Origin of the sequence: Acinetobacter lwoffii (assembly GCF_029024105.1) — a bacterium.
Lineage (GTDB): Bacteria > Pseudomonadota > Gammaproteobacteria > Pseudomonadales > Moraxellaceae > Acinetobacter > Acinetobacter lwoffii.
In genome coordinates this window covers 1,222,520-1,235,863 of sequence record NZ_CP118963.1, presented here as the reverse complement: position 1 = coordinate 1,235,863, position 13,344 = coordinate 1,222,520, and the positions used below count along the sequence as shown (strand labels likewise).

Here is a 13,344-nt window from a genome sequence, read left to right as displayed (position 1 = left end):
TTTTTCCTTCTTTGGAATTTTATGAATGTAAATTGTCGACTACCCAGGTATCTTTAATACCGCCACCCTGGGATGAATTCACCACCAGTGAACCAGGTTGCATCGCTACACGTGTCAAGCCACCCTGTACGATTTCAGTACGATAAGGCGAACTTAATACAAATGGGCGTAAGTCGATATGACGTTCAGCAATACCAAAATTGGTCAAAGTCGGACTAACCGATAAGTCCAAAGTTGGCTGCGCAATATATAAATGCGGCGCAGCTAAAATTTTCTCCCTGAAAGTTTCAATTTGCTGTTTAGACGCTTGTGGTCCAATGAGCATGCCATAACCGCCCGAACCCTGCGCTTCTTTCACCACCAGTTGATCCAGATGAGCCACGACATAGTCTAATTCTTCAGAATTACGACATTGATAAGTCGGAACATTTTTTAGAATTGGCTGCTCGCCCAAATAAAAATGAATCATTTTGTCGACATATGGATAAACCGATTTGTCATCTGCCACACCGGTTCCCGGTGCATTGGCAATCACAACATTATTTTGCAAATAAGCTGACATCAAGCCAGCCACACCCAAAGTGCTATCCGGTTTAAAGCATAAGGGATCAAGAAACGCATCATCGACCCGTCTATAAATAACATCGACTCGTTGGCGACCACGTATGGTTTTTACATAAACCTTCGAGTCATCAACAAAAAGGTCACGTGATGTTACTAATGGCACATCCATCTCTCTTGCAAGGAAAGAATGTTCATAGTAAGCACTATTAAAACGTCCTGGGGTCAGTACCACCACAAATGGCTTGTCGACATAAGCATTTTCGATCAGGATTTCTTTTAATAATTGTGGATATTGCTCGATTCCGGCAATCTTGGACTGCTCGAATACTTTCGGCATCAGTTTTTCACTGATCTTGCGGCATTCCAGCATATAAGACACGCCAGATGGCGTTCTGAGATTATCTTCTAAGACATAAAACTCGCCCTTGGAATCACGGATCACATCGATCCCGCTAATCTGGCTATAAATCCCGCCTTTCAAGCTATGTTGATACATATGCGGCTGATAGGCTTCATGAGTTAAAATCTGCAACTCAGGAATGATATTGGCTTTTAAAATGTCCTGTTGATGATAAATATCATGTAAGAATAAATTTAGCGCCCGTACCCGTTGTGCCGAGCCTAAAGCCACCATATTCCACTGTTTCCGGTCTATGACTCGCGGAATGATATCGTAGGGAATAGTGCGTTCTACGCCTTCTTCATCGCCATAAACGGTAAAGGTAATACCGTGATTTAAAAAATGTTCTTTTGCTACCTGATTCAGTGCATTGAGTTCATCCAGCGTATGTTGAGATAACCATTCTTCCAGTCTTTGACCTGCCTGACTGGACAGCACATGTTCATCCTGCATTTCATTAAAGAACTTTGAAGATAACTGCTGCAGTAAAAGTTGTGGGTTTGTTGTAGTAGATACCGCTGTAGTTTTAGTGTCTATAAAATTTTTTCCAATATTCTGGGAACTAAATTTATCAATTGTTTCAATCACATTTGTATCCTGATTTCCTTTAAGCATACAAACCCTCGTATTATCATCTATTATAATTAAATCAAAGCAATATCCATGCCATGACATCTGCATTTCAATTACCATTAATCTAATAAATGCCCAATGAACTCAATGCTATTTTCGACCAAGTTGTTTTAGAATTGTAGGACAAATGTTGCACAGAGGGACTTGCGAAAAAATGAGAGTTTTTTTATTGTGTTAAGCTAAGCCTAAATCCCCTATTCTTTATTGCCAGCAAAATAAATTATGTCAGCACAAGAAAAAGAAACTTCAAACAGTCTATATCGCCAATGGCAAATCTTGTCGCGTCTTTCTACCGGCAAATGGATGGGAACACGTGAATTACAGGAAATCCTGAATCGCGAAGGCATTGATATCAGTCTGCGCACCATTCAGCGTGACCTGAATCAGATTGCGCAACGCTTTCCGATTGAAAGCAGTAAAACCACGCCGCAAGGCTGGCGTTGGCGTTCAGATGCGCCGCTGCAAAGTTTGCCGCATATGACCAGCTCGCAAGCGGTCACTTTCATGATGGTCGAAGAACACTTAAAACATCTGTTGCCACCGAGCCTGATCGAGGAAATGAATCCGTGGTTTGATCTGGCACGACGCAGTCTTTCTTCCCAGAACAATGTCCGGCAATGGATTAACCGCGTACGCATTGTTCCGGCCACCCAACCGCTGATTCCACCTGTGGTAGATAAGGCCGCGCAGCAAGCGGTGTATGAAGGCCTGTTACAGGACAAACAACTGGAATGTGTGTATCAGGGCCGTGGTCATAACAGCGAAGAAAAAACCTATATTCTCAATCCTCTGGCATTGGTACAAAAAGGGTCAATCATTTATCTGGTGTGTACCCGTCATGACAAGTCCGATATCCAGACCTTTGCCCTGCACCGCTTTAAATCGGCCGTCGTGCTGAATTCACGTGCCTTGCATCCGGTCAATTTCGATATTGATGAGTATATTGATTCTGGTGCGCTGGGCTTCCGGGTGGACTTCAACCACCCTACTGAAAATGTCACGCTAAAACTCAGGATGTCGGAATCGGATGCACATTATTTTGAGGAAAGCCAGCTCAGCAAAGACCAGAAGATTGAAAAAATGGACAATGGTATGTCGCTGATCATTTCTACCGTGCCATTTACTTCACAACTGGTCTGGTGGTTACGCAGCTTTGGTAAAAAGATTAAACATATTGAACCGAGTATTGTAGCCAATGCAGTCGATCAACTGGATGAGGAAAACCCTTAACCACACAGGCTTCATCCAGATTCTTTTATGTATTCCGGAATAAAAAAATCCCCAAATTGGGGACTGGAGAATTATGCTTATATTTTTGTTCTTGTTGTGGTGATCTGCCGCTGTGCCAGGCTGCTTTTCTTTAACACCCCGAAATGCAGCTTGGATGAAACATCAATATTTAAAAATGACTGAGACATGAGCAAGCCAGTTCAGCATTATTAAAGCGAATGGATTTTTTGGTCATGGTTTAAGACTCCTATGTAGTGAATAAACCGACTATAAAGTCATCCGCCTTACTTGTGAAATAAATAGAATGCATGTCTTTTGCAGATTTTTTCTATAGAACTTTTTCCGTAAAATTTATCTGTAATCGCTGCCGATTCATTGTCTGGCTTAATAGCATTTTCGGCAAGTTTATAAAATCGAATAACAATTCTCTGCTTGTATAAGATACCTCGCTCTGCACATCATAAAGCCCTATAGAAGTAGAAATAGGGACTTAATTTTACAATGGCTAACCCTGCTCAATTAGTACGTCACAAGCTGCTCAATACTTTCTTTTCCCGCCATTCGGTCTGGTTTGCCTGCATTCTGATTGCAGTGATTTTTACTACATTTCATATCGGTTATTCACCGCGTTATATCTATTATTTTATGCCGCAAACGTTAGTGAATACCCTATGGATCCTGAGCATTCTGCTGAGTTTGCTGGGTTTGTATGATGTACTACAAAATAAGCATTCCATTCTGAAAAATTATCCCATTATGGGACATTTCCGCTTTATCTTTGAGGAATTCCGTCCCGAGATTCGTCAGTATTTTATTGAAGCCGACCGGGACGCACTGCCTTTTTCCCGTATGCAACGCAGTCTGGTGTATCAGCGGGCAAAAAATGAAAATTCAGATAAACCTTTCGGCTCGATTCTGAATGTCTATGAAGATAATTACCGCTTTGTTAGTCATTCCATCACGCCCTGCAAAGTTGCTGATCCGCAGACTTTTCGTATCCTGATTGGAAATGAGCAATGTACCCAGCCCTTTTCAGCTTCTATTTTAAATATTTCAGCCATGAGTTTTGGCAGCATGAGTGCTAATGCGATACGGGCACTTAACCTCGGTGCTCAAAAAGGTGATTTTTTCCATGATACAGGTGAAGGCAGTATCAGTCCCTACCATCTGGAATATGGCGGCGATCTGGTCTGGGAAATTGGCAGTGGTTATTTTGGCTGCCGTACTTTAGATGGGCAGTTTGATCCGGAACGTTTTGCTGCACAAGCGAAATTACCCCAAGTGAAGATGATTGAAATCAAGCTTTCGCAAGGCGCAAAACCTGGCCACGGCGGTATTTTACCTAAAAGTAAAATTTCGGAAGAAATTGCCCAAATTCGAGGCATCAGCCGTGATCATGATTGTGTTTCACCTTCGAGTCATCCGGCATTTAGCACGCCGATTGAAATGATGCATTTCATACAAAAATTACGTGAACTTTCCAACGGAAAACCGGTCGGATTTAAGCTGTGTCTGGGTCAGCCGTGGCAGTTTATGAGCATGGTCAAAGCCATGTTACATACCCAGATCTACCCAGATTTTATTGTGGTTGATGGCTCTGAAGGTGGAACGGGAGCTGCACCCATTGAATTAATTGACTATGTTGGCGCCCCTTTAAGAGAAGGTTTGCTGTTTGTACACAATACCCTTGTTGGTGCAGGATTGAGAGATAAGATCAAAATTGGTGCAAGTGGTAAAATAATTAGTGCATTCGATATTGCCAGTACGCTTGCCATTGGTGCAGACTGGGTCAACTCGGCCCGGGGCTTTATGTTTGCAGTGGGCTGTATTCAGGCTCAAAGCTGTCATACCAATCAATGTCCGGTTGGGGTCACGACCCAGGATAAAGATCGCCAGAAAGCCTTACATGTGCCGACCAAGGCCGAACGGGTATTTCATTTTCATAAAAACACCTTACATGCTCTGTCTGAACTGATTGCTTCCGCAGGTCTGAAACACCCTTCAGCCATTAAGGCGCATCATCTGGCACAACGTGTGAATAATCACGAAATAAAGAACTTTGCGCAGATTCATTTCTGGCTGAAAGAAGGCGAACTATTGTCCTGTGAAAATAAGGATGAGGAGAACTTCTACTTCCGGATGTGGAATTTGGCCCAATTAGAAAAATTTTAAATCGATAACATTAAAACTAAAAAAGGCGTTTTCATAAACGCCTTTTTAAATATTCAATCTATCAATAATAAGTTTTGCTGCCATGTGCATGCAGAAAGGCAGGAATCAAACCCGTCAATGCAGCGCGAATATCAGCACGTTCATTGATTAACTGATGCGAACCTTCTTCCAGCATCAGCAAAGTCTGGAGCCGGAATTTACGTCGGATAAATTCGATATTATAACGCCAGTCTACGGTCTGATCCTGTGCACCTTGGGCGAGCCAGACTGGAATACGACAAGCCGGACGCGCTTCCATTTCCAGCATCCAGCGTGACATCGCTAAAATCCAGTCCATGCCCATCATTCGCGGTTGTAATGGATCTTTAAGCCGGATAAAACGCAGAAACTCCGGATTATGGTTATTGCGTCTGAAATGTCGGGGAACTTCACGTTTGATTCGGCTAATAATGCCAAGCCCAACCGAATTATGCCACCAGGCAGTTTTAGCTGGACGAATCAATGGTGATAATAGCAAGACCCGTTCAACAAAAGGATTTTCACGACGTTCCGCAAACTCCAGTAAATGGTGCATCCAGATCGCACCGCCAGTACTCTGCCCGATGCCAACCCAGGGTTTAGGTAATTGTGAAGCGTGCTGCACATAACGATGTACAGCATGTAAAACCTGCTGATAATGATCAAAATTCTGAATGCTGGCAGGTGAACCATCACTCAGGCCGTGTCCAGGCAGATCATAGGTCAACACACTAAAACCCTGTTCTAAAAGCTCTTTGACAATCGGCTGATAAATGCCACTATGTTCCAGATAACCATGCAACAGAAAAGCAGTTCCCTGAATCTTGTCAAAGCGGGTATTTTCCAGATTCGGTTCAAACACCTGTACATGCAACTTGAATAATGGCATCTGTACATAGCCCTGCCAGTGTTTGCAGTCCAGTAAATCAAAACCATAAAGCTTTCGATAGGACTGCAGATCAATCGGCGGTTCATCACTACGATTCAGGTTTAAAGGTGGCAAGAGTTGAGGCGTAACATCCCGACTCGGAATGGGTAAATCCAGCTGTTTCAGAATGGTGGGATTTAAAAATGGGATATCAGACATTATGGCACCTCCCGACAGTCACTGGATCCAAACCACATATCGCGCATGGTCGCCAACATTTCATAATTGGCACGACGACTGTGATCATAATTTTGTGCACTTGGACGCCATCGTGTCAATGGCGTTGGCATCGGCGCTTCTACCGGAATGGTTTGTATACCATTTAACGCAAATAAACGGCGGGTACGCGGCATATGATAACGATCCGTAATCAGAATCACTGTAGGCGCTCCGCCTTTCTTTTGTAATAGTAATGAACTGAAACGGGTATTTTCACAAGTGTTCATGCTGCGATCTTCCAGTAATTTGGCATCGACACCATGATTTTTTAACCAGCGCTGCATATACGGTGCTTCGACCCCACTCAGAACAATCGGCAACTGATAATGTTTCTCTACTGCCAGCGTAGTTTCCAGACGTAGTCGCGTATAGTTATTGACGACAATTTCTTTACCCTGCTCATCTAGAGTTAAGCCACCACCCAATACCACAATAGCATAAGGCTGAGAGCTATTCGCCGGTTTAGCCTGCTGTTGCTCTTGTAGTAAAGCCAAGTCCTGCTGGATTTCCTCTCCATCGGTTTCCTGTACCGAACTGGCTTCGCCTTGTTCCAGCGGATGCGTCGTCAGAAACTCCATATATTGCTCAATGCGTTCCTTGTTTTCATTACTGTCCCACTCCAGCAATTCCCGGACATTGGCTGTCGGATCGGCTGGTTCTGCATCTTCCTGTGAGGACAATAACGGCACCTGAGCGGGCGGACTTTGCTCTGCTTTTTGATCCTGCTGCTCGCGTTGATATTCTTCAATTACTTGCTGCAGCGCTTTATAACGTGCCTGAATCAGCATCAGGTTAGCTGAGTTATTTTGCTGGATATCCTGTTCCATGACCTTTAAATAAGCCTGACGGGCAATCCACAAATCAGAGCCAGGTTCCAGATTTTCATGTTCACTGAGCGCTGCCATTTTCTGGCTTTGGGCCGCGACTTCATTTAACTCTAGGGAGACAAACTGGTTTAAGCCCTTGACGATCATTTTTGAGTAAAAAGGCGTATAAACCAACACCAGTAGACAGCCGCATAGCACAAACAGTCCAGTGACAATTTGTAGCAAACGTACCATCCAATGGGTGTTTTTCATGTTATTCCTCTTCCTGATGAGAACGGATCAAGCCATTTTTATTGAACAATACAGGTTCAGGTTCAAGCATCAGACTAAATTTCTCCCAAACCGATTGCTGTACTGCACGATACGTTTTACGGACATCGGTGAGAGAGGCTTGACCATAATTCACCAAGACCAATGCCTGTTTGTGGAACATGCCGACAGGCCCCAACTGTTTACCCTTCCAGCCCGCCTGATCAATCAGCCAGCCCGCTGCCAGTTTAACTTGAGAATTGGCTTGCTGGTAATGGGGTAAATTCGGGAAAGATACAGCAATTTGGTCAAAGTCCGCCTGATCAACCACCGGATTTTTAAAGAAACTGCCCACGTTGGGAAATTCTTGCGGATCAGGTAATTTGTTCTGACGAATCTGGATGACCTGTTGCTGCAAGTTTTCTGCTGTGAGCTGATCACCGACCGCAGTCTTCAGATCACCATAATTCAGTTTCAAATCTGGCTGTTTAAGTAATCTAAAAGTCACATGGGTAATCACATAACGATTGGGATCATCTTTAAAAATACTATGCCGGTAGGCAAACTGACAATCTGCTGCCTGAATCGAAGCAAACTGTTTCAATTGTCGGTCATAGACCTCAACAGAATCGATGAATTCTCCGACTTCAACGCCATAAGCGCCAATATTCTGTACTGGAGAAGCTCCAACACGCCCAGGAATCAGGGCCAGATTTTGTAAACCATACAGACCTTGTGCTGTAGTCCAGAGCACGAAGTCATGCCAGCCTTGTCCACCACCCACACGTAAGCGCTGCGACTGATCATCAGCATCCAGCATTTCTATGCCCTGAATATCCATATGCAGAACCAGTGCATCAATCTGCTCCGGCAACAACATATTGCTACCACCTGACAGGATCAACACATGGAGTTGCTGCTGTTCCGCAAAATCCAGTGCAGCCAACAGGTCAGCAGTTGATTGAATCTGGGCATAGTATGAAGCAACTGCTTCTAAATTTAAGGTATTAAAAGGTTTAAGTTGAACCTGGGTTTGAATCTGCATCGCTTAAACCTTGTGTAAATTCTGTTTAAAAATCTCAATCCAAGCCTGGCTGCTGGACTCACACTGATCAAGCACCCGTTCAAAGCCATCCGCTTCGCCATAATAGGGATCGGGTAAGGCCTGTTTCGGATAGGTCTGATCATGTTCACTCATCAATGCCACGCGTGCACGTACATGACCAAACTGAGTTTCTGCCAGACGCTGTATGTTCTGGATATTGGATAAATTCTCCAGATCCATCGCCAGAATCAGATCATAATCAATAAAATCATGCGGAATAAGTTGACGTGCGCGAAGTGCTGAAAGGTCATAGCCACGTTTTAGTGCATGCTTCTGGCTACGCAAGTCCGGTGCCTTGCCCGGATGATAATTACTGGTTCCAGCAGAGTCGACTACAATGTTCAGTTGCTGTTCATCACAATAATGTCTGAGTACAACTTCTGCCGTGGGAGAGCGGCAAATATTTCCCAAACAAACACATAACACCTTGTATGGCGTTCTGGATGACATAAACAACCTCAGAGCTACTTTATTTTAAGGATTCTTATGTTAAGTTATTTATATACTGATTCCTATCTTACAACCATAGAATAATCTCGTATTTGCAATAAAAAAATCAAGGATATCGCCATGAATCGTTTTCAGTTTCAAACCGTCCCCAATATCATTGCCGGACTAGGCACGATTCAGGAATTATTTAAAATTCTAAAAAATGGCCGTTATCAACGTCTTCTGCTAGTGACTGACCCGGGGATGCTGAAGCAGCAATTACATCTGCCGCTTCTTGATATTATTGAATCTGCCGGGCTGGAGTACGTGATTTACTCGGATGTTCAGGCCGATCCGCCCGATACAGTGGTGCTTGAAGCGGCGGCTTTTGCAAAACAGGAAAATATTGATGTGGTGCTGGGCTTTGGTGGTGGCAGCTCGATGGATGTGGCCAAACTCATTGCAATTTTGGCGCATCCCGAGCAGCATCAGACACTGTCCGATCTGTATGGCGTTGATAATGCTACCGGACCGCGTTTAGCTTTAATTCTGGTACCGACCACCGCTGGAACAGGTTCGGAAGTGACGCCGATTTCGATTGTCACCACAGGTGAAACGACCAAAACTGGCATTGTCGCGCCCATTCTCTATGCAGATATTGCCATTCTGGATGCAACCTTTACCCAAAATCTTCCGGCACAGATCACTGCCGCCACCGGCATTGATGCCATGGTACATGCCATTGAAGCCTATACCTCAAAACACAAGAAAAATCCTTATTCGGATATGCTGGCCAAACAGGCTTTAAGATTACTGAATGCCAATCTGCAGCGCGTGCTGCAAGACGGCAATGATTTAGATGCGCGTCAAAATATGCTGATTGGTTCCATGCTGGCTGGACAAGCCTTTGCCAATGCACCGGTCGCTGCTGTACATGCGCTGGCTTATCCGCTTGGTGGACATTTTCACCTGTCACACGGGCATAGCAATGCACTGGTTCTAACTGAAGTATTAAAGTTTAATGCGCCAGTGGCTAAACAGCTCTATGCGGAATTAATGACCTGGCTGGATCCCCGCAGTAAAGGTTGTCATGATGGCCTGACCGATCTATTTATTGATCATTTTAATAATCATCTGATGCAAAGCGGTTTGACTCTAAAACTAAATCAGTTGAATGTTCCGGAAGATATGCTGCAGGTCATGGCAGAAGATGCGATGCAACAAAGCCGGCTGTTGCAGAATAATCCACGTGAACTCAAGGTGGAGGATGCTTATCAGATTTATCAGGCGATCTATTCCTAGATCAATTTCCACCTAAGCCTTATCTAGCTGAGGACTGAATAGTGATGAAAGCCACCATCAAACAGCGTGAACACTATACTTTTTTCCTGCCCATTCAAACCCGTTGGGCAGACAATGATCTGTACGGCCATGTCAACAATGTGACTTATTACAGTTATTTTGATACCGCCGCCAATGCCCTGCTGATTCAGGAAGCTGCTTTTGACCCAAAATATTCACCCATGATTGGACTGGTCGTCAGCTCCAACTGTCAGTTTAATCAGGAACTGTCTTATCCGGAAATTATTGAAGTGGGCGTAGCCATTGAAAGCATGGGAAATTCATCGCTCAGCTATGATCTGGCTATTTTTAAACGCAACTCGGATACAGCCGCTGCACAAGGCAATTTTGTCCATGTATTTGTCGATCGTGAGACACGAAAAAGCACCCCGATTCCAGTTGAAATGCGGGATGCTTTATCTCGATTTGTTGTGACTTAACATCCAGCCTATTTCAGCTGAATATTTTGCAGTTCACCGTCAAACTGCTGTAGCAGATCACGTACAGCCGGTTCAGCATGTAACAATTCTTCGACACGTTTAAAGGCACGTGCCTTACGCTGATGCTGCATGGTATATGGCGTTAACTGGTCCACATTTTCAAATTTCACCTGGAAATTGGTTTGCGGCCATTGCTGTTGCAAAGCAGCTTCCAGATGATGTTGCAACTGGGTCAACAACTGCTGGTACTGTTCAGGAATATGGAAAATGGATTCGCCATTCATCTGGCCAGTCATGACGCCATACTGCGCCAGTTCCTGTACCGCTGGAGAAAGCTGGCTGTTACGGAACCAGTATTCCCATTTTTCTACGCTCCACTCACCTTCCAAGGCTTGTTCAGGTATTTTCAGAATATCCTGTGGCATCAGATTCTGCGTATTTACATCTTGAGAAATATCTTCCAACAAAGCTGTCTGTGCGACTGGCTGAACCGGCGCTGTATTCTCAAGAGCAGGCTGAGCAATCGATTCCTGTGAAAGTTCTAATTCCGGTGCAGCAAGACTAAATTCCTCATCAGCAGACATGAGGTCTTGTACTGGCTCACTAGGGATGACAGCATCTGCAGGAATAAACTCTTCAAGCAGGAAATCATCTGAACTGTTGCTGGTAGCCGGTGCTTCTGGAATACTCTCGATTTCATCAAAACCAAATAGGCCTTTGTCGTCATTTGGATCAAACACAATCTGATTTTTAGACTGGACTTCCTCAACAGCTGTCTGAGCAATTACCGCCTGAACAGGCTCAGGTGCATGGATGCTGGTTGGCTCATCTTCATCCAAAAAATCATCCGAAGAGGGTTCAGACGCTGATGCGGCATCAATCTCCTCATCCGTCTCATCGTCCAGAGAAAAATCATCAAATACCGGTTCTGCTTCAAATGCTTGTGTTTCTACTGATTCAGATTGCAATTGTGTCTGAACGGGCTGCTGTAGGCGTGTGGTATGGGGCGCTGCGTGTTGCGGTGCAGTCTCCTGCATCACCGGAATTTCGCTGGGCTGTAAGGGACGGAATGCCAGTAAGCGTAGCACCGTCATCTCAAAGCCTTGCTCTTGGGTGACGGCGAGTTGCAAGTCAGCACGTCCTTTACAGGCGATTTGATAATAAAGTTGTAGATCCTGAGCAGAAATCAGGCCGGATAACTGCATGATCTTTTGATTGATCTCAGCACTATATTTCAGGCTTAAATCCGGCAGATATTGCAATAAGGCCAATTCATGCAGTGTCGAAATCAACTGATCTAAAACCAGCGAAACATCCAGAGCCTGCTGACGGAACTGCAGCAATAACTGACTCACCTGCGCTTTCTGGTTCTGGTGAATCGCCAGAATCAGATCATAAATAATAGTACGGTCAATCAGCCCCAGCATGTCTTTAACATCCTGATGCTGAATCGCACCCTGACCATAGGCAATCGCCTGATCGGTCAGAGACAAGGCATCACGTAATGAACCTTGCGCAGATTCAGCAATCTGCCAGATGGCATCCTGATCAGACTGAATGCTTTCTTTGCTGAGAATATGGCCCAGATGTTCGGTAATTTCATCGACTGCCAATGGACGCAAAGTAAATTGCAGACAGCGAGAAATTACGGTAATCGGCAGTTTTTGCGGATCAGTGGTCGCAAACAAGAATTTGACGTGTTCCGGTGGTTCTTCCAGCGTCTTTAACAGCGCATTAAAAGAATGCGTGGAGAGCATGTGCACTTCATCGATCAGGTAGACCTTGAAACGGCCTTGAGTGGGTGCATAAGGAACATTGTCGAGCAGCTCGCGGGTATCTTCGACCTTGGTACGGGATGCCGCATCGATTTCGATTAAATCAATAAAGCGGCCTTCATTGACTGCGGTACACGTCGGACACACCTCACAAGGGGTCGAAGTAATACCGGTTTCGCAGTTCAAGCACTTCGCCAAAATACGTGCAATCGTGGTTTTTCCGACACCACGTGTTCCTGTAAACAAATAGGCATGATGCAAACGACCACGTTCGAGCGCGCTGGTTAAAGCACGTGATACATGGTTTTGCCCCACCAATTCATTAAAATTACGAGGACGGTATTTTCGCGCAAGTACTTGATACATGTATGCTCCTTTTTACAGGTCTAAGCATACTGTTTTTTTATGAAATAGTGAAATGAATGCCGGTTTATAAAGAATAAAAATCCCTTGATCAAAATCATTGAAAAAGGGATATAAAACAGATGCTTTTTTAAAATTAGACGGATTCAAACAGGATAAAGTCACTTTGCATCTGGTAGCGTTTGCCTGTTTGATCTTCACGAATTTCCAGAACATGCTTTTTCAGATCGACATAGAGCAGATTTCGGGTATCGACATTCAGTAGTTCAATCTTTTGTTGTGATTCATCCTGAAACCGAATCTGCCCGCTCATCGTTTCAATTTCATTATGTCCACTTAAACTTTCACGCTGTAAAGTAAAGGTCTGATCTTCATTCAAGGTCAAGGCCACTGCCATGCCTGGACAATCTTCACAACTTGAAAAACATCCCATACATGGCGTCGTGCCCTGATAACTCCCGACCCAGGCAGGAATCTGAGCTTTGGCTTCCATCACCGTTTTTGCAGCCGGCTGATTCGGATCCTGACATCCGAACAACGCACTGCTTGCGACCAAAGGAATCACCAGCACTTTTTTCATTACTTCACACCATAGCCATGGACTGCGCGACAAAATAGCATATTTGTCTGACGGGCTAAACTCCCAAATCA

The 13,344-nt window shown here is 44.4% G+C and carries 11 protein-coding genes; 4 read left to right on the top strand and 7 right to left on the bottom strand.

What is annotated here, in order from left to right; translation table 11 throughout:
• Positions 1-19 precede the first annotated feature (19 nt).
• Positions 20-1,579 carry a circularly permuted type 2 ATP-grasp protein gene (locus PYW33_RS05880; RefSeq protein WP_004645420.1) on the bottom strand — a complete coding sequence of 520 codons (1,560 nt, stop codon included), beginning with the start codon at positions 1,577-1,579 and terminating at the stop codon, positions 20-22.
• Between the two features lie 240 nt (positions 1,580-1,819).
• On the opposite strand from PYW33_RS05880, the gene PYW33_RS05875 reads away from it, so the two are divergent.
• Complete coding sequence (locus tag PYW33_RS05875) at positions 1,820-2,827, top strand: helix-turn-helix transcriptional regulator (protein WP_004645421.1); 1,008 nt, start codon at positions 1,820-1,822, stop codon at positions 2,825-2,827.
• 501 nt (positions 2,828-3,328) lie between these two features.
• Positions 3,329-4,999 carry an FMN-binding glutamate synthase family protein gene (locus tag PYW33_RS05870; RefSeq protein ID WP_004645422.1) on the top strand — a complete coding sequence of 557 codons (1,671 nt, stop codon included), beginning with the start codon at positions 3,329-3,331 and terminating at the stop codon, positions 4,997-4,999.
• Positions 5,000-5,060: 61 nt separating this feature from the next.
• Here the strand turns inward: PYW33_RS05870 and PYW33_RS05865 are convergent, their stop codons facing one another.
• From PYW33_RS05865 to PYW33_RS05850, 4 genes are read right to left on the bottom strand one after another with little or no spacing between them, the layout of a single operon-like run.
• Positions 5,061-6,104 carry an alpha/beta hydrolase gene (locus PYW33_RS05865; RefSeq protein WP_004278806.1) on the bottom strand — a complete coding sequence of 348 codons (1,044 nt, stop codon included), beginning with the start codon at positions 6,102-6,104 and terminating at the stop codon, positions 5,061-5,063.
• Entirely contained in the window at positions 6,104-7,243 is a 1,140-nt protein-coding gene (locus PYW33_RS05860; RefSeq protein ID WP_004645424.1) for a YdcF family protein, read from the bottom strand. Before PYW33_RS05860 ends, PYW33_RS05865 begins: the two co-directional genes overlap by 1 nt.
• Position 7,244: 1 nt before the next feature.
• On the bottom strand, positions 7,245-8,285 hold the full coding sequence (gene murB, locus PYW33_RS05855; protein ID WP_004645425.1) for a UDP-N-acetylmuramate dehydrogenase: 1,041 nt from the start codon (positions 8,283-8,285) through the stop codon (positions 7,245-7,247).
• 3 nt (positions 8,286-8,288) lie between these two features.
• The gene (locus tag PYW33_RS05850) at positions 8,289-8,795 is read right to left on the bottom strand and encodes a low molecular weight protein-tyrosine-phosphatase (RefSeq protein ID WP_004645426.1); all 507 of its coding nucleotides are present in this window, start codon (positions 8,793-8,795) and stop codon (positions 8,289-8,291) included.
• 120 nt (positions 8,796-8,915) lie between these two features.
• Here PYW33_RS05850 and PYW33_RS05845 point away from each other — a divergent pair, with 120 nt between their 5' ends.
• A complete protein-coding gene (locus PYW33_RS05845; RefSeq protein WP_004645427.1) occupies positions 8,916-10,076 on the top strand; it encodes an iron-containing alcohol dehydrogenase in 1,161 nt (386 codons plus the stop codon).
• Positions 10,077-10,120: 44 nt separating this feature from the next.
• A complete protein-coding gene (locus tag PYW33_RS05840) occupies positions 10,121-10,555 on the top strand; it encodes an acyl-CoA thioesterase (protein ID WP_004645428.1) in 435 nt (144 codons plus the stop codon).
• A gap of 8 nt (positions 10,556-10,563) precedes the next feature.
• Here PYW33_RS05840 and dnaX read toward each other — a convergent pair whose 3' ends face one another.
• Together dnaX and PYW33_RS05830 are read right to left on the bottom strand one after the other, a co-directional pair.
• Positions 10,564-12,696, bottom strand: a complete 2,133-nt coding sequence (gene dnaX / locus PYW33_RS05835) for a DNA polymerase III subunit gamma/tau (protein WP_004645429.1) — start codon at positions 12,694-12,696, stop codon at positions 10,564-10,566.
• A 133-nt stretch (positions 12,697-12,829) separates the two neighbouring features.
• Positions 12,830-13,273, bottom strand: coding sequence for a copper resistance protein NlpE N-terminal domain-containing protein (locus tag PYW33_RS05830; RefSeq protein ID WP_004278816.1), 444 nt, complete (start codon positions 13,271-13,273; stop codon positions 12,830-12,832).
• Positions 13,274-13,344 lie beyond the last annotated feature (71 nt).